Origin of the sequence: Streptomyces lydicus, assembly GCF_001729485.1 — a bacterium.
GTDB lineage: Bacteria > Actinomycetota > Actinomycetes > Streptomycetales > Streptomycetaceae > Streptomyces > Streptomyces lydicus_D.
Map to the genome: position 1 here is coordinate 7833706 of NZ_CP017157.1, position 16355 is coordinate 7850060.

At 72.0% G+C, this 16355-nt stretch carries 16 protein-coding genes; all 16 read left to right on the forward strand.

From position 1 onward, the window contains the following. Nucleotides 1-134: 134 nt before the first annotated feature. The 16 genes from SL103_RS33930 to SL103_RS34005 all read left to right on the forward strand — a co-directional run bounded on the left by SL103_RS33930 (nt 135) and on the right by SL103_RS34005 (nt 16326). A complete protein-coding gene (locus SL103_RS33930; RefSeq protein WP_069572804.1) occupies nt 135-1316 on the forward strand; it encodes an acyltransferase family protein in 1182 nt (393 codons plus the stop codon). 217 nt (nt 1317-1533) lie between these two features. Next, entirely contained in the window at nt 1534-2709 is a 1176-nt protein-coding gene (locus SL103_RS33935; RefSeq protein WP_069572806.1) for an acyltransferase family protein, read from the forward strand. A gap of 112 nt (nt 2710-2821) precedes the next feature. Continuing rightward, nucleotides 2822-3847, forward strand: coding sequence for a guanitoxin biosynthesis L-enduracididine beta-hydroxylase GntD (gntD, locus tag SL103_RS33940; RefSeq protein WP_069572808.1), 1026 nt, complete (start codon nt 2822-2824; stop codon nt 3845-3847). A 203-nt stretch (nt 3848-4050) separates the two neighbouring features. Continuing rightward, nucleotides 4051-5181, forward strand: a complete 1131-nt coding sequence (mppP, locus tag SL103_RS33945) for an enduracididine biosynthesis enzyme MppP (RefSeq protein WP_069572810.1) — start codon at nt 4051-4053, stop codon at nt 5179-5181. Continuing rightward, a complete protein-coding gene (gene mppQ / locus SL103_RS33950; RefSeq protein WP_079146125.1) occupies nt 5181-6428 on the forward strand; it encodes an enduracididine biosynthesis enzyme MppQ in 1248 nt (415 codons plus the stop codon). The genes mppP and mppQ overlap by 1 nt, the downstream gene beginning before the upstream one ends. Then, nucleotides 6425-7330: an enduracididine biosynthesis enzyme MppR gene (gene mppR, locus SL103_RS33955; RefSeq protein WP_069574365.1), complete on the forward strand. Its 906-nt coding sequence runs from the start codon at nt 6425-6427 to the stop codon at nt 7328-7330. The genes mppQ and mppR overlap by 4 nt, the downstream gene beginning before the upstream one ends. Before the next feature lie 19 nt (nt 7331-7349). After that, nucleotides 7350-8294, forward strand: coding sequence for an ArsR/SmtB family transcription factor (locus SL103_RS33960; RefSeq protein ID WP_069572812.1), 945 nt, complete (start codon nt 7350-7352; stop codon nt 8292-8294). A 68-nt stretch (nt 8295-8362) separates the two neighbouring features. Continuing rightward, a complete protein-coding gene (locus tag SL103_RS33965) occupies nt 8363-8590 on the forward strand; it encodes an MbtH family protein (RefSeq protein ID WP_069572814.1) in 228 nt (75 codons plus the stop codon). Between the two features lie 104 nt (nt 8591-8694). Next, complete coding sequence (locus SL103_RS33970; protein WP_069572816.1) at nt 8695-9366, forward strand: response regulator; 672 nt, start codon at nt 8695-8697, stop codon at nt 9364-9366. Nucleotides 9367-9507: 141 nt separating this feature from the next. Further along, nucleotides 9508-10677, forward strand: a complete 1170-nt coding sequence (locus tag SL103_RS39355) for a sensor histidine kinase (RefSeq protein ID WP_069572818.1) — start codon at nt 9508-9510, stop codon at nt 10675-10677. Between the two features lie 46 nt (nt 10678-10723). After that, the gene (locus tag SL103_RS33980; protein ID WP_228332500.1) at nt 10724-11161 is read left to right on the forward strand and encodes a hypothetical protein; all 438 of its coding nucleotides are present in this window, start codon (nt 10724-10726) and stop codon (nt 11159-11161) included. 2 nt (nt 11162-11163) lie between these two features. Beyond that, the gene (locus SL103_RS33985) at nt 11164-12084 is read left to right on the forward strand and encodes an ABC transporter ATP-binding protein (protein WP_069572820.1); all 921 of its coding nucleotides are present in this window, start codon (nt 11164-11166) and stop codon (nt 12082-12084) included. Between the two features lie 4 nt (nt 12085-12088). Next, the gene (locus SL103_RS33990) at nt 12089-13696 is read left to right on the forward strand and encodes an ABC transporter permease (protein ID WP_069572822.1); all 1608 of its coding nucleotides are present in this window, start codon (nt 12089-12091) and stop codon (nt 13694-13696) included. An 86-nt stretch (nt 13697-13782) separates the two neighbouring features. After that, nucleotides 13783-14016: a hypothetical protein gene (locus SL103_RS33995; protein WP_069572823.1), complete on the forward strand. Its 234-nt coding sequence runs from the start codon at nt 13783-13785 to the stop codon at nt 14014-14016. Between the two features lie 79 nt (nt 14017-14095). Beyond that, nucleotides 14096-15448 carry an SGNH/GDSL hydrolase family protein gene (locus tag SL103_RS34000; RefSeq protein WP_079146126.1) on the forward strand — a complete coding sequence of 451 codons (1353 nt, stop codon included), beginning with the start codon at nt 14096-14098 and terminating at the stop codon, nt 15446-15448. Nucleotides 15449-15621: 173 nt separating this feature from the next. Next, nucleotides 15622-16326, forward strand: a complete 705-nt coding sequence (locus SL103_RS34005) for a TetR/AcrR family transcriptional regulator (protein WP_069572825.1) — start codon at nt 15622-15624, stop codon at nt 16324-16326. Nucleotides 16327-16355: the final 29 nt, after the last annotated feature.

Consider the following 16355-nt stretch of genomic DNA (forward strand, 5'->3'; position numbering starts at 1 on the left):
GCGGGGTTCCGACGATGCTCGGAGATCACCAACTGGAGATGTCCGCGCGACCTCGGTGCGGGGCCCCGGGCCGGTCCACACGACCCGTCCGGGCCACTTGGGCGGTGTGCCGCGCGGCCGGCGAAGGGTCCCGTATGCCGACCACCCCCCACCCGACGGGCACGACACCACCGACCCCGAACCTGCGGTCCCTGACGGGCTTACGGTTCCTGGCGTTATTACCCGTCTTCCTCACCCACGCGGCGTTCGAGGGCGTCTTCACCGACCCGAGGAAGAGCTGGGGCTTCCTCGACGCGATGGGGTCCGCCGGCTACGCGTCGGTGTCGTTCTTCTTCCTCCTCAGCGGCTTCGTCATCACGTGGTCGTACCGCTCCACCGACACCACCCGCAGGTTCTGGCGGCGGCGGGCGTTCCGGGTGTTCCCCAATCACCTCGTGGCCTATGTGTTCGCGGTGGCGCTGATGCTCGCGGCGGGCACCGCGTTCGACGTGCCCGGCATGGTCGCCCAGCTCTTCCTGGTGCACGCCTGGGTGCCCGACCCGCTGTTCATCGACACCGGCAACACCGTCACCTGGTCGCTGGGCGCCGACGTGGCCTTCTACGCGCTGTTCCCGCTGCTGCTGGCCCTGGTGAACAAGATCAAGCCAACTCGCCTGTGGTACGCGGCCGGTACGGTGGCCCTGCTGGTGGTCGCCCTCCCCACGGTGGCGCTGACCCTGCTGCCGGACACCCCGGCGATGGCGGTGGGCGGCGTCTCGCGCAGCCAGTACTGGTTCACCTACTTCTTCCCGCTCTCCCGCGCCGTGGAGTGCGTGCTGGGCATGCTGATGGCCCGGATCGTGCTGACCGGGAAGTGGATACGCCTGGGCGTGCTGCCCGCCGCGGCCCTGGTCGCCGTCGGGTACGCCGTCGCCCAGCAGCTGCCCTTCCTCTACCGGCTGAGCGCGGTGCTGGTCGTACCGCTCGCGCTGCTGACCGCCGCCCTCGCGGTGGCGGACGCCGAGGGCCGGGGCACGCCCCTGGGCAGCCGGGCGATGGTGTGGCTCGGCGAGCTCTCCTTCGCCTTCTACCTCGTGCACCAGGTGATCCTGGCGTACGGGCACGTCCTGATCAGCCCGCGCGACGCGCAGGGCGGGGTGCTGCCCCGGACCTGGGGCACCGCCGGCGGCATCACGATGATCGCGCTGTCGTTCGTGGTGTCGATGGCGCTCGCCTGGCTGCTGCACAACGGCGTGGAGAAGCCGGTGATGCGCCGGTGGTCCCGTCCGCGGCGCCAGGCGGCACCGCGCCCGCCGGCGAAGGTGCCGGCAACTTAGCTGCGGAGTGAAACGTGTGGAGTGCGCGAAAGGTATCGGCCAAACTTCCCGCACAACGGGGGAGCAAGGCTGACCGCTGCCAGAAGTCCGCGCGCGCCGTGGAGGTCCGGTGCCGGCGACCGCACCCGGGTCATCCAACAGCAGACGGTGGTGCGGCCGCCGTTGCAGCGCACCGTCCCGCCCGCACCACCTGTCGCCCATCTGGCGAGGGGTCCGCATGCAGACACGACCATCCAACCCGAACCTCAGATCCCTGACCGGGCTGCGCTTCGTCGCCATGCTGCCGGTCTTCCTCACCCATGCCGCGTTCGAGGGGGTCTTCAGCGACGCGAAGGCGAGCTGGGGCTTCCTCGACGCGATGGGGAACACCGGCTACGTGGCCGTGTCGTTCTTCTTCGTGCTGAGCGGCTTCGTGATCACGTGGTCGTACCGGCCGACGGACACCCCGCGCAAGTTCTGGCGGCGGCGCTTCTTCCGGGTCTTCCCCAACCACCTGGCGACGTATCTGCTCGCCCTGGTGCTGATCACCTCGGTCGGGCTGAGCGTCGGGCTGCTGCCGTCGGTCACCCAGCTCTTCCTCGTGCAGTCCTGGGTGCCCGACCCGGCGTTCACCGACACCGGCAACAGCGTGAGCTGGTCGCTGGCGGTGGACGTGGTGTTCTACGCGCTGTTCCCGGTGCTGCTGGTCCTGGTGAACAAGATCGCTCCGGCCCGGCTGTGGTACTGGGTCGGCGCCGCGGTCGTCGGCGTGGCCGCGGTCCCCGCGATCGCGCTGACCGCGCTGCCGGACACCCCGCAGATGCCGCTCGGCGGGGTGTCCGTCAGCCAGTACTGGTTCGCCTACTTCTTCCCGCTCTTCCGGCTGCTGGAGTGCCTGCTCGGCATGCTGATGGCCCGGATCGTGCTGACCGGCAAGTGGATACGCCTGCCGGTGCTGCCGGCCGCGCTGCTGGTGGTGCTGGCGTACTGGGCCGCACAGCAGGTGCCGTACCTGTTCCGGCTGAGCGCGGTCACGGTGCTGCCGGTCGCCCTGCTGACCGCCGCCTGCGCGGTGGCGGACGCCGACGGCCGGGGCACCGTGTTCAGCGGCCGGGTCATGGTCTGGTTCGGCGAGCTCTCGTTCGCCTTCTACCTGCTGCACAACCTGGTGCTCAAGTACGGCCACCTGCTGCTCGGCCACACCGAGGAGGAGGGCGAACTGGTCGGCCACACCTGGAGCGTGCCGACCGGCATCGCGCTGATCGCCGCCGGTTTCGCGGTCTCCCTGCTGCTCGCGTGGCTGCTGCACAACGGGGTGGAGAAGCCGGCGATGCGCCGCTGGTCGCGGGCTCGGGCCAAGACTCCTGTGACTGAAGTGATCGGTGCGCTCCCTGTGAAGGACGGGGCAATTTAGCTGGGAAGTAAAGGTTCTGGAACACCCGCTCGAAACCGGCAAAGATCTCTTCTGACCAGGCGTTCGGCACCGGATTCGATCAATCGTGGTGCCCTATCTGGAGGGACGTGCAGTGCTCACGCACCATCTGCAGGATGACGACGTCGCCGCAATCGAAGCAGTGGCCGACGAACTCAGCCGCCGCTACGACACCGTGGAATCGACGGAGTTCCAGGCCGAGAGCCGGCTCTACGCGGACGAGCTGCCGCGGCGGGTGCGCCGGGCGCTGCACGAGTACCGCAGCACCGAGAAGTCCGGCATCCTCGTCGTCAGCGGCCTGTCCGTCGACGACGGGGCGCTCGGGGCGACCCCGGCCGACCGCCGTCACAAGCCGGTGCCGTCCACCTCCCTGCGACAGGACATCGCGTTCTACCTGATAGCCAATCTGCTGGGCGACCCCATCGGGTGGGCCACCCAGCAGGACGGCTTCATCATGCACGACGTCTACCCCGTCCAGGGCTTCGAGCACGAGCAGATCGGCTGGGGCAGCGAGGAGACGCTGACCTGGCACACCGAGGACGCCTTCCACCCGCTGCGCACGGACTACCTGGGCCTGATGTGCCTGCGCAACCCGGACGGCGTCGAGACCACCGCCTGCGACATCGCCGACGTGGTGCTCGACGACGAGACCCGGGAGATCCTCTCGCAGGAGCGCTTCCGGATCCTGCCCGACGACGCGCACCGCATCGCCGGCGGACAGGCCGGGGACGAGAGCACCCGCGAGCGCGAGCTGCGCGAGCGCAGCCGGCAGCGGGTGGCCTCCGCCCTGGAGTCGCCCGAGCCGGTCGCCGTGCTCTTCGGCGACCCCGACGCCCCGTACCTGCGGATCGACCCGCACTACATGCAGGGCGTCCAGGGCGAGGCCGAGCAGCAGGCGCTGGACACCGTCGGCGCCGCGATCGACGACGCCATGTCCGGCGTCGTGCTCAGCCCCGGTGACATCGTTTTCATCGACAACTACCGCGTCGTCCACGGACGCAAGCCGTTCCGTGCCCGCTTCGACGGTACGGACCGCTGGCTGCGCCGGCTCAACGTGGCCCGGGATCTGCGCAAGTCGCGTGAGGCCAGGCTCGCCGCGCACACCCGCGTCATCTACTGACCTCTCGCCGCGGCGTGGCCGCACCCCGCCGGCCGGCCGACCCCCGGCCGTCGGAACCACGCCACACCGCGCCGCATTTCGCACGGTGCCGCCCGGGAACCCTCCCGTGGCGGCCGCCGCGCGGGCCCATGTCATCCCGCAACTGGGAATCCTTACGTCTCTGCGAGGTACCTGTGTCCGGAACGCAGCAAGTAAACGCCGCTTTGGGGGAGTCCGAAGGTGACACCGGAAACCTCACCCAACTGGAGTTCCTGGCTCTGAACAGCGAGTTCAACATCGCTGACGGCCACGCCCGGCAGGCCCTCACGGCCGGCCAGAGCAAGATCGTCGACGATCTGCCGCTGCTCTTCGCCGAGGGCGAGAAGCGCCCCGTCGAGGAACTCGAACAGGAGGCGCACGCCGCCTTCTTCACCGCCCTGGGCCAGCACAGCTACCCCTCGGCCCCCGGCCGGGTGCTGAGCTGCTACTCCTCCTCGGTCGCCATGGAGATCCTCTCCCGCTCGCTGGCGGAGACGATCGACACGGTGGCCCTGGTCCACCCGACCTTCGACAACATCGCCGACCTGCTGCGCGGCAACGGCCTGAAGCTGGTCCCGCTGGCCGAGGACCCGCTGCACGGCGACGACCTGGACGCGAGCCTGCTCGCGTCGGTGGGCTGCGTCTTCCTGACCACCCCGAACAACCCCACCGGCCGGGTCGTCTCCAAGGAGCGCCTCACCCGGCTCGCCGAGCAGTGCGCCGCCGCCGGCGTGATCCTGGCGCTGGACACCTCCTTCCGCGGCTTCGACACCCGCGCCCACTACGACCACTACGAGGTCCTCCAGGCCAGCGGCGTGCGCTGGGTCGTCATCGAGGACACCGGCAAGCTCTGGCCGACCCTGGACCTGAAGGTCGGCATGCTGGTCCACTCCGAGAACCTCGGGCTGCCGGTGGAGAAGATCTACTCCGACATCCTGCTCGGCGTCTCCCCGCTGATCCTGGCGATGGTGCGGCGCTTCTCGGAGGACGCGGCGGCCGGCGGCCTGGAGGAGCTGCACCGCTTCATCGCCGGCAACCGCGCCATGGTGCGCGCCGAGCTGGCCGGGCTGCCCGGGGTCACCGTTCCCGACCCCGACAGCCGCGCCAGCGTCGAGCGGGTCGGCATCGACGACCTGACGGGCACCCAGGTCTGGGACCGGCTGCGGGAGCACAACGTCTACGCGCTGCCGTGCCGCCCGTTCCACTGGGCGAACCCGGCGGAGGGCGACCACACCCTGCGGCTGGCGCTGGCCCGGTCGACCGACCCGCTGGCCCAGTCCGTGCGCGCCCTGCGCCACGTCCTGAAAAACCGTTGATGACCCGACTCGACCAGGCAGGGCTCCCGCACGGCTCCGCGTCCGCGCTGTCGCACACCCGGCAGTGGCGTCCCGGCGTCGTGCAGGAGGTCGCCCCCGCCGGCGTGCTCGACCTGGGGCCCGGCTACATCGAGCCGGCCCTGCTGCCCGTACCCCTCCTCAAGGAGGCGTACGGGCAGGCGCTGGCGGAGTACGGCGCGGCGGCGCTGGGCTACGGCCACGATCCGGGCGCGCAGCCGCTGCGCGCCCTGCTGGCCGCCCGGGCCGCCGCGGCGGACGGGTACCCCTGCGACGCGGAACAGGTCCTGCTGACGTCCGGCACGTCCCAGGCCCTCTACCTTCTGGCCACCTCACTGGCGGCCCCGGGCGACACAGTGCTGGCGGAGGAGCTCTGTTACGACCTGGGCCGGCAGATTTTCCGGGACTGCCGGCTGCGGCTCGGCACGGTCGGTACGGACGACTCGGGCATGCTGCCCGAGGCGCTGGACCGCACCCTGACCCGGGCCGCGGCAGCCGGCGAGCGGACCGCCTTCATCTACCTCACCCCCACCCACCACAACCCCACCGGCCGCACCATGCCGCCGGAGCGCCGGCACGCCCTGCTGGAGGTGGCCGCCCGGCACGACGTACTGATCGTGGAGGACGACGCCTACGCGGAACTGTCCCTGAGCGAGGGCCGCACTCCCCCGCCGTCGCTGGCCGCCCTGGCCGGCTACCGCGGGGTGGTCCGGCTGTGCAGCTTCTCCAAGACGCTCGGCCCCGGCCTGCGCCTGGGCTGGCTGCTCACCGACCGCGCGCTGGCCGGCCGGCTGGCCTCGCACGGCCTGTTCGTCAGCGGCGGCTCGCTCAACCACACCACCTCCCTCGCCGTGAGCACCCTGCTCGCGAGCGGCGCCTACGACCGCCATCTGACGGCCTTCCGGGCCGCGTTGCGGGCCCGTAGGGACGCCCTCGTGGGCACCTTGCGCGCGACGGCGGGAGACCGGGTGGAACTTCGCACGCCCCAGGGAGGGTTCTTCCTGTGGCTGCGCTTCCAGGACGGTGCGGACGAGCCCGGGCTGCTCGACCGCGCCGCCGGGGCCGGCGTCAGGATCGCCGCGGGCTCGCGCTTCGGCACGTCCCGGGGAACGGTCGTCCGGCTGGCCTACAGCTTCAACCCGCCCGCTTTATTGGAGCAGGCCGCACAGCGGCTGACCACCGCATGGGCCGGCAGCGCGCCGGCGCCCGAGATCGGAGTGAGATCGTGACGACCAGCATCGGGACCCAGGGCAGGCCCTCGGTGGCCGGCCCGGGCAGCACCGGTCCCGTCGGCTACAGCCTGCCGCTCTCGCCGACCGGCGAGTCGGCGATGCTCACCCCACCGCCGTGGCACTTCTCCGGCGAGGTGATCATGGTCGACTACCGCGTCGACCCGGACGCCGCCCGCCGCTTCCTGCCGCCGGGCCTGGAGCCGGGGGCCGACCCGGGTGCCGCGGCCGCGGTGTTCGCCACCTGGCAGTGGTGCTCGGCGGACGGAGCGGAGCTGACCGACCCCGGGCACTGCCAGTTCGGGGAGTTCCTGATCCTGCTCAGCTGCGAGTTCGAGGGCCGCCCGATGGCCCGCGCCCCGTACGCCTGGGTGGACCAGGCGGTGCCCATGATGCGCGGCTGGCTGCAGGGCATGCCCAAGCAGTTCGGGGTGGTCCACCAGAGCTGGCCGATCACGGTCGGCAAGGCGGGCTCCCGCCTGGCACCGGGCGGCCGCTTCGACGGCGCGCTGACCGTCAACGGCCGGCGGGTCGTCGAGGCGTCGGTGACCGTGGAGCGCACGACCGACCAGCCGCCGGCACTGCACGACGTGCCGCTGGCACACACGCTGATGTTCCCGGAGTGGGTGCCCTCCGCGGAGGGGCCGCGGCCGAAGCTGGTCGCCTCCGAGGTCAGCGACGTGGAGTTCTCCCCGATCTGGACCGGATCAGGAGATCTCACATTCTTTGCCGGTCTGGGGGATGATTTCCAGGCGCTCGCACCGTTGGAGACAGTCGCCGGCCACGTGTTCTCGTACGGGGAGACCTTGCACGGAGGCCGGCTGCTCAGCGACTACTCGGTATCGAACGGCATCAGCCATGACCACGGGGGACCAAGTGCTGAGGATCCACTTCACAGTTGAGGACATAGCCCATACCCGCATGCTGGCGACTCTCGGGCCGCTGGCCGAGAGCGCTTTCGCGCTGTACCTCTTCGGCCGCAACGGAGACGTCGCCTTCCACGAATGGCGCCGCAGCGTCCGGGCGGAACTGGGCCGGGACGCGGCCCGGTTCACGGCGCTGTCGCAGCAGTTCCGCACCCTGGACGAATTACCTGCCGCCTTTGCCGACGCCTTCACCTCGGGTACCGATCCCGACCACGTGACGGCGGGCGAGGAGCGCACCGGCGCCCGGCTGCTGGCCGAGCTGTGCCGGGTGGCCGTGCTGCCGCACTGGAGCCAGATCCGCGGGCACCTCGACGGTGCCCGGGAGGGCTGGGGCAGGGTGGCCATCTCGCACGGCGTCGAGCGGCTGCTGGGCTCGGTGCACCCCAAGGTCCGCTGGCGGGCGCCGGTGCTGGAGGTGCGCCACGGCCCCAACCGCGATATCCGTCTGGACGGCCGCGGGCTGCTGCTGTGCCCGTCGTTCTTCCTGTCGGAGCAGTCCTGCTCGTTCGTCACGGCGGTCGGCAAGGACGCCATGCCGGCGCTGGTCTTCCCGGTGAAAGCCTCCTCGCGAGGGGACATCTGGGGGACGCCGGAGCACGACGAGCAGGCGCTGGGCGCGCTGGTGGGGCACACCAGGGCCGCCGCGCTCGAAGCGCTCACCGAGGGCTGCTCGACGGGTGAGCTGGCCGACCGGCTGGGCATCTCGCTGGCCGGTGCCAGCAAGCACGCGGCGGTGCTGCGAAGATCCGGGCTGGTGACCACGTCCCGCAACCGCAACACCGCGCTGCACGCCCTCACGCCCCTCGGCACCGCGCTGCTCCGCAGCAGCGAACACCTCGTCGCGCCGCTTTCCGTACCGGTTTCGCGCGTTCCCGCTCAGCGCGTGCGGTCCGTGCAGTTCAATCGCATCGGCCCCGGCACCGACCGGCAGGCGGTCTGACCGTCCGGGCGGCCGGCCCGCTCCGGCGGGCCGCCGCCCCCGCACCCCTTTCAGGAGAGGACACGACAGTGGGCGTTAACCCCTTCGACGACCCCGACGGCAGGTATCTGGTACTGGTCAACGACGAGGACCAGCATTCGCTCTGGCCGGCCTTCGCCGAGGTGCCCGCGGGCTGGACGGTGGCCCTCGCGGAGACCGACCGCCAGGCGGCGCTGGACTTCGTCACCGGGAACTGGACCGACATGCGGCCGCGCAGCCTGGTGAAGGCGATGGAAACGACCGCCGAGTCGGTCTGAGCCACCAGCTTCTTTCTCCGGGACCGCCGGACTTCCGAGAAGTTCACCGACGGTCCCGGGGAAGAAGTCCCGTTCTTCCCCGTCGTACGGCAGAATTCCTGCACGTGACTATTCGTCTACTCATTGCCGACGACCAGGAGATGGTCCGTCGGGGAATACGCCGCATCGTGGAGAGCCAGCCCGACATGGAAGTGGTCGGCGAGGCGGCGAACGGCGTGGAGGCCGTGGAACTGGGGCGCACGCTCACCCCGGACGTCGCGCTGGTCGACATCCGCATGCCGCGGATGGACGGCCTGGAGGTGACCCGCCGGCTGGCCGACCCGGCCGCCGCCCACCCGGTCCGCATCGTGATCGTGACGACCTTCGACCTCGACGAATACGTCTATCCCGCGCTGCGCTTCGGCGCCTCCGGTTTCCTGCTCAAACGCTCCGGGCCGACCCTGCTGGTCGAGGCGGTGCGGGCCGCGATGGCCGGGGACAGCCTGATCAGCCCCTCGATCACGGTCCGGCTGCTGCAGCACGTCACCGGCCCGACGACCGGCCGGCGGCCCCGGCGGCAGCGCGACACGGTGCTGACCGAGCGCGAGGTGGAGATCGCCGGAAAGGTCGCCGAGGGCAAGACCAATTCCGATATCGCGCGGGAACTGTTCATCTCGGCGGGCACCGTCAAGACGCATGTCGCCAGCATTCAGCGAAAGCTCCAGGTGCGGAATCGCGTCGGCGTCGCGGTACGGGCCTGGGAGCTGGGATATGCCACCGGGCGGACGCCGGGCTGATTTCCCGCGGACGGCTCCGGTCCGGTGCCACGACGACCGGACCGGAGCCGTCCGCGGGGAAATCTGCCGAACGGCAGATGCCACGATTTCGGTCCTGTGCTTCCCGTCCCGCGGCCCGGGGAATGTGCGTAGCCTCGCCCCATGAATGACGACATTCCTCCCCGGCAGAGGCGCGGCCGGTGGGCCGGAGTGGCCGCGGCGCTGATGCTCGCCCCCGCCGTGATATCGCCCCCGAGCGCCTGGCTGCTGGCGGTCATGGCCGCGGTGACGCTGGCGGTGGCGATCCTGGCCTGGCCGACCGGCCGGATCTCGCTGGCGCAGGCGGCGGGCGGCGCCGCGCTGCTCTCCCTCGCCGCGGACGCCGGCTACTTCGGTCAGCCCGGCCTGGTGATCCTGTGGTACCCGTTCGAGACGGTCGCGCTGCTCGTCCTGCTGGAGCGGGTGGTGCGTCATGTGCCCGGGCGCAAGGTGGCCGTCGCGGGCGCGCTGACCGGCGCCGCGACGGTCCTGCTGCCGCTGCGCTTCACCCTGCACGCGCCCGCGGCGGGCCTGAAGGAGTCGGTGTTCGCCGCCGCGGTGGCGCTGTTCCCGGCCGCGGTCGCGACGGGCATCGGCCTGTATCTGCGGTCGCTGGACAACCGCCGGGCACACGCCGTGGTGCTGGCCCGGCGCGAGCAGCGCCTCGAAGTGGCCCGCGACCTGCACGACTTCGTCGCCCATGAGGTGACCGGCATCGTGCTGGAGGCCCAGGCGGCGCAGCTCGGCGACGCGAGCCCGGAGGAGACCCGGGCGCTGCTGGAGCGCATCGAGAAGGCGGGGCTGCGGGCCCTGGACTCCATGGACCAGACGGTGACCACGCTGCGGGAGGCGGACGGCCGCAAGTGGGGCGAGCCGCCGCCCACCCGGCTGTACGGCCTGGCGGACCTGCCCGAGCTCGTCGGCCGGTTCTCGTCGATGGCCGCGGCCGAGGTGGCGCTGTCCCTGGAGGACGAGGTGGCCGGCACCCTCTCGCGGGAGGCCGAGGACACCGCGTACCGGGTGGTGCTGGAGGCGCTGACCAACGTACGGCGGCACGCGCCGCAGGCGGGCCGGGTGGAGGTGTTCGCCGGCCGGACCGCCGACCGGGCGGTGGAGGTCGCGGTGGCCGACGACGCCGGCCCCGGGGCGCCCGCGGGCACCCGGCAGGGCGGCGGGACCGGCCTGGCGGGCCTGGAGGAGCGGGTCGGCGCCCTCGGCGGCCGGCTGGAGGCGGGCCCGTACGGCCCGGGGTGGCGGGTGCGCTGCCTGCTGCCGGCGCCCGCGATCCGCTGAGCGGATATCTGCCGATCGGCAGATGTGGCGGCCGCCGGGAAACGGGATGCTCACTGCAGTGCAGCACCCCGTCTCCCTGGAGGAACCGATGTTCTCAGGCACCATCTCGAAGCGGCCCGCCACGCTCGTCGTCGCGGTGGCGGCCGTCGCCGCCACCTTCGGCCTCACCGGCTGCTCGGTGGACGCCTCGAAGGCGAAGCCGGAGGCAAAGACCTTCGCGTACGCCGGCAAGTCGCTGAAGCTGACCACGCACGAGGTCGCCACCAAGGTCGTCGCCGCCGACCGCAAGGACATCAAGGTCACCCGCTGGTTCGACTCCGCCGCGGGCAGCGAGCACCTGAAGTGGACGCTCAAGGGCGACACCCTCGACATCGACGCCGGCTGCAGCGGCATCGCGATCTGCGACGCCAAGTTCAAGGTCGAGGTCCCCAAGGGCATCGCGGTGACCAAGGACGGCGAGAAGACCCTGAGCGGGAAGAACTGACCATGCTCGACCTCGTCGACATCACCAAGGTCTACAAGGGCGGCAAACGCGCCGTCGACGACCTGACGATGCGCCTGGAGCCCGGCATGCTCGGCCTGCTGGGGCCCAACGGCGCTGGCAAGTCGTCGCTGATGCGCATCGCCTCCACCGTCACCCGCCCCACGTCCGGCAAGGTCCTCTTCCACGGCGAGGACGCGGTGGCCCGGCCCAACGCGCTGCGCCGGGCGCTCGGTTACCTCCCGCAGGACTTCGGCGTCTACCCGAACCTGACGTCCCGCGAGTTCCTGCGCTACATGGCCGCCGCCAAGGGCGTCTCGGCCCGGACCGCCAAGGCCCGGATCGACGAGCTCCTGGAGCTGGTCAACCTCACCGAGGCGGTCAAGCGGCCGCTGGGCAAGTACTCGGGCGGCATGCTGCGCCGGGTCGGCATCGCCCAGGTGCTGCTCGCCGACCCGCAGGTGATCATCGTGGACGAGCCCACCGCCGGGCTCGACCCCGAGGAGCGGGTCCGCTTCCGCAACCTGCTCAGCGAGCTGGCGGCCGAGAAGGTCGTGATGCTCTCCACCCACATCGTCTCCGACGTCGAGTCGGTGGCCTCCGACATCGCGGTGATGGCCGGCGGCCGGCTGCAGCGCCGCGGCACCCCCGAGGACCTGCTGCGTTCGGTGGCGGGCCAGGTGTGGGAGGTGCTCGTCGACCCGGCGTCCGTACCGGCGGTGCAGGCGCAGTACACCGTCAGCAGGCTGGTGCGCACCACCGAGGGTGTCCGCATCCGGCTGCTGTCGAAGGAGCTTCCGTACGAGGGTGCCGTGCAGCTGACGCCCGACCTGGAGGACGCCTACCTGGGCATCATCCGGCAGTCCGAGGGCGGCCGGCCCGCCATGGGCTTCGGCGAACGGCCGCTGCGGGCCGGGGCGGTGTGACGCGATGCTCCAGATGCTCACCGGCCTCGCGGTGGCCGACTTCCGTGACCGGGTGCGCCGTCCCGCGTACGTCGTGGTGCTGGCCGCGGCCGTCGCCCTGGGGTACGTCGCGGTGCCGGACTCGGACGCCAAATGGATGATCATGCAGATCGGTGATCACCGCGGGGTCTACAACAGCGCCTACGTCGGCATGGTGACCGCGCTGGCCGCAGGCCTGTGGATCACCCTCGGCGGCTTCTACATCGTCCGCAACTCCATCGAGCGCGACCGCAGCACCCGCGTCGGCCAGCTGCTCGCCGCCACCCCGCTGCGCACCTCCGCGTACATGCTGGGCAAGTTCCTCAGCAACCTGATGCTGCTGACCTCGATGCTCGGCGTGCTCGCGGTCACCGCGCTGATCATGCAGCTGGCCCGCGGCGAGTCCCGTGACGTCGATCTGCTGGCCCTGTGGCAGCCGTTCGTGCTGATCGCGCTGCCGCTGGTGGCGCTGACCGCCGCCCTGGCGCTGCTCTTCGAGTCGCTGCCGGTGCTGCGCACCGGCCTGGGCAACATCCTGTGGTTCTGCTGCTGGATGGTGGTCTCCACGGCGGGGCAGGGCCCGGGGCTGCCGCTCGACGGCATCGGCGTCAACAGCGTGGTCCGGTCGATGTACGCCGACATGGTCGCCCAGCACATCGAGGTCGACGGCTCGTTCAGCCTCGGCCTGACCTACCTCGACAAGCCCCTCGGGCTCTTCACCTGGGACGGCTTCACGCCGACCGCCGGGTATGTGCTGGGCCGGGTGACGCTGCTGCTGATCGCCGCGGCGATCGCCGTCCTCCCGGCGCTGTGGTTCGGCCGCTTCGACCCCGCGCGCAGCCGCCCGGGCCGGTCGGCCGCCGCGAAGCAGGAGCCGGCCACCGGCATCGTCCAGCCGGTCTTCATCGACGAGGTCGGCCCGTACGACGCCGCGTCGCGGCCCTCCGTCGCCAGTCTGCTGCGCACCCGTCCGGAGCCGGGCACGGTGTCCCTGCGGCTGTGGGCCGGCGAGGTGCGGATCCTGCTGCAGGGCGTGCGCTGGTGGTGGTGGCTGGGCGCCGGGTTCCTCTTCCTGTGCGGGCTGACCGCCCCGGAGCTGCACGGCATCATCCGTGTGATGCTGCCGCTGTCCTGGATCTGGCCGGTGCTGATCTGGTCCCGGCTGGGCACCCAGCGCCACGAACACGGCGTCGAGGGCATGCTGGGCGCCTATCCCGCGGTGCGCCGCCGGATCCTCGCCGAGTGGGCCGCGGGCCTGACGGTCACGGTCGTCGCCGGCGCCGGCCCCCTGATCCGGCTGATCGCCGCGGCCGACTGGCTGGGCCTGGCGGGCTGGACCGGCGGGGCCCTGTTCATCCCGTCCCTGGCCCTGGCGCTGGGCACCCTCAGCCGCACCCACCGGCTCTTCCAGGCGGTCTACGTGCCGCTGTGGTACTCCGTCGCCAACGGCCTGCCCATCTTCGACTTCATGGGCGCGCTGCGCGACAGCAGCGAACTGGCCACCGTCCAGCCACCGGTCACGGTGGTGGTGTCCGCCGCCCTGCTGACCGTCGTCTTCATGGCCGGCGTCCTGCGCCGCTTCAGCCGCGACTGAGCCCGTCGGCCCCGTCGGCAACCGCCCCGTCCGCCGCCGACGGGCCGGGGCCCGCGCGCCCCGCGCCCCCGAGAGAGGAGATCACCGTGCCCGAGCCCGCCCACGGCCGTCCCGCCCGCCGCCGCCTCGTCGTCGACCACACCCGCCACACCCGGCCCCTCCAGGCCGAACGCCGCATCGCGGAACTGGAGGACGAGCTCGACGAGTTGCGCAGCGCCAACGCGATCCTGTTATCGGTGGCGACCTACTTCCACCGCGCCAACTCCCATGATGCGCCCGGCAGTCCGGGGATACCGTCCCCGGACGCCGGCGACCGCTGACCTTCCGTCAGCGCCCCGGCCACACACCGACAACGGGGGTGATCCACCAACTCGATCCGCGCAGAACAAGGAGCTTTCGATGCGACTGTGGCGCCGACACACCACCGCGCCCCGCGAACCCGGCCGGCACCCGCACCCGGCCGTCCGCCCTCTCCAGGCCACCGCCGTGATGACGCTGGCCACGGCCCTGGCCGTGGCGCTGACCGGTGCCTGCGCCCCGCCGGCGCCGGCACCGCGTGCCGAACGGGCCGCGCCGGCCGCCGCCCGGGCCCCGCAGTGGATCGCCACCTGGGGGGCCGCCGTGCAGCAGGCGACGGACGACGCGCAGGACGGCCCCAACTGGTCCCGGAAGGGCTTCGGCAACGAGACGCTGCGCCAGGTGATCCGGCTCAGCGTCGGCGGCCCCACCCTGCGGCTGCGCTTCTCCAACGCCTACGGCACCCGGCCGCTGCGCCTGGCCGGTGCGACCGTGGCCCGGTCGGACGGTGACGCCAAGGCGCGCCCCGGCACCGTACGCACCCTCACCTTCCACGGCGCCCGCACGGTCACCGTCCCCACCGGCCGTGACACCGTCACCGACGCCGTCGACCTGCCCACCAGCAACCTGGAGAAGCTCACCGTCTCCCTGCGTTTCACCGCCCCGACCGGCCCGGCCACGCTGCACCGCTTCACCACGGCCACCTCCTACCGCGCCCCCGGTGACCTGCTGCGCAGCCCGGCCGACGACGCCTTCGGCCGCCGTACCTCACACGCCTGGTACTACCTGACCGCCGCCGAGGTGACCGGCTCCGGCTCGTCGCTGATGGTCTTCGGCGACTCCCTGATGGACGGCGTGGGGACCAGCCCCGGCACCGACAACCGCTTCTCCGACAAGCTCGTCGAGCGCCTCATCGCCGCCGGCCGCCCCCAGGGCATGACCAACGCCGGTCTGGCCGGCGACCGGCTGCTGCACGACTCCCCCTGCTACGGCGAGAAGGGCATCGCCCGCTTCGAGCGCGAGCTGCGCGAACGCGCCGCGCTGCGCACGGTCTTCATCCACCTCGGCGCGAACGACCTGTCCCGCCCGCGGGACGGCGACCGGTGCGCCAAGAGCCGCCCGCAGGTCACCGCCCGCCAGCTGATCGACGGCCACCGTGCCCTGATCCGCGAGGCGCACGCGCACGGTGTGAAGGCCATCGGCGTGACGATCCTGCCGCTCACCGCCGCGGTCTTCCCGTTCACCACCCCCGCCGGCGACAAGGTCCGCCGGGAGCTCAACCACTGGATCCGCACCAGCCACGCCTACGACGCCGTCCTGGACGCCGACCGGGTGCTGACCGACCCGCGGCAGCCCTCCCGCGCCCGCCCCGGTTACGTCTCCCAGGACGGTCTGCACCCCAGCGACGCCGGTTATCTGGCGATGGCCTCCGCCGTGCGACTGAACGCCCTCTGACCCCGCCGCCCGCCCTCCGACCGCCCCGACCAGGTGCCCCCCGTCCCTGGTCGGGGCTTCCACTTGGCGCGACCCCACTGGCCGGAAAGCGCATTGCCCGCCGGGCGGCCACCGGCCTACTTTTGACTCCGTGACCAGATTCGAAATCTGGTCACGGAGTCGGAGGGGGAGCCGTGGAACGCGCGGAGCGCGCCGAGCGCATCCTGCGGGCGGCCGAGGAGCTGCTGCTCGCCTGGGGGTACGGGCGGGTGACCATCGACGAGATCGCCCGACGCGCCAAGGTCGGCAAGGGCACGGTCTATCTGCACTGGAGGACCAAGGACGCGCTGCTGCTGGCGGTCGTGCTGAAGGTCCAGTCCCGGGGCCGGCACCGCCAGTTGGCGCGGATGCGCGCCGACCCGCTGGAGGTCCTGCCCAGCCGCGTGGTCAGCGGGCTGTTCCGTGACTTCCTGGGCGAGCCGGCGCTGCGCGCCGTCCACACCGGCGACTCCGACACCCTCGGCCGGCTCAATGACACCGCGAAGCAGGAGTTCGCGGAGCTGATGGCGCACAGCGACCGGACCCTGTGCCGCCATCTGGAGGTGCTGCGCGCGCACGGCCTGGTGCGTGCCGACACCGACGTCCGGCACCAGCGGTACACGCTGCTGGCGCTCGCCACCGGCTTCGTCACGTCCGAGGCGCTGCACGGCGACCGTGCCCCGGAGTCCCCGGAGGTACGCGCCGGGCTCCTCGCCCGGGCCGTGCACTGCGCGCTGGAGACGCCCGACAGCGCCGGCCGGCACGACGCCGCCGCGGCTGCCGCTCCGGACGTCATCGCCCTCTACGAGGAGCTGACCGAGCTGAGCGAGCAGGAGATGGACCGGCAACTGCGCCGCTGACCACCCCCACCGGCCGACTCCCCGTCGCG

What these genes read in the sequence shown, in the direction of transcription:
- SL103_RS33930 (WP_069572804.1), top strand. Translation starts at nt 135, where the DNA reads ATGCCGACCACCCCCCACCCGACGGGCACGACACCACCGACCCCGAAC.
- SL103_RS33935 (WP_069572806.1), top strand. Translation starts at nt 1,534, where the DNA reads ATGCAGACACGACCATCCAACCCGAACCTCAGATCCCTGACCGGGCTG.
- mppQ (WP_079146125.1), top strand. Translation starts at nt 5,181, where the DNA reads ATGACCCGACTCGACCAGGCAGGGCTCCCGCACGGCTCCGCGTCCGCG.
- SL103_RS33960 (WP_069572812.1), top strand. Translation starts at nt 7,350, where the DNA reads ATGCTGGCGACTCTCGGGCCGCTGGCCGAGAGCGCTTTCGCGCTGTAC.
- SL103_RS39355 (WP_069572818.1), top strand. Translation starts at nt 9,508, where the DNA reads ATGAATGACGACATTCCTCCCCGGCAGAGGCGCGGCCGGTGGGCCGGA.
- SL103_RS33980 (WP_228332500.1), top strand. Translation starts at nt 10,724, where the DNA reads ATGCTCACTGCAGTGCAGCACCCCGTCTCCCTGGAGGAACCGATGTTC.
- SL103_RS33985 (WP_069572820.1), top strand. Translation starts at nt 11,164, where the DNA reads ATGCTCGACCTCGTCGACATCACCAAGGTCTACAAGGGCGGCAAACGC.
- SL103_RS33990 (WP_069572822.1), top strand. Translation starts at nt 12,089, where the DNA reads ATGCTCCAGATGCTCACCGGCCTCGCGGTGGCCGACTTCCGTGACCGG.
- SL103_RS34000 (WP_079146126.1), top strand. Translation starts at nt 14,096, where the DNA reads ATGCGACTGTGGCGCCGACACACCACCGCGCCCCGCGAACCCGGCCGG.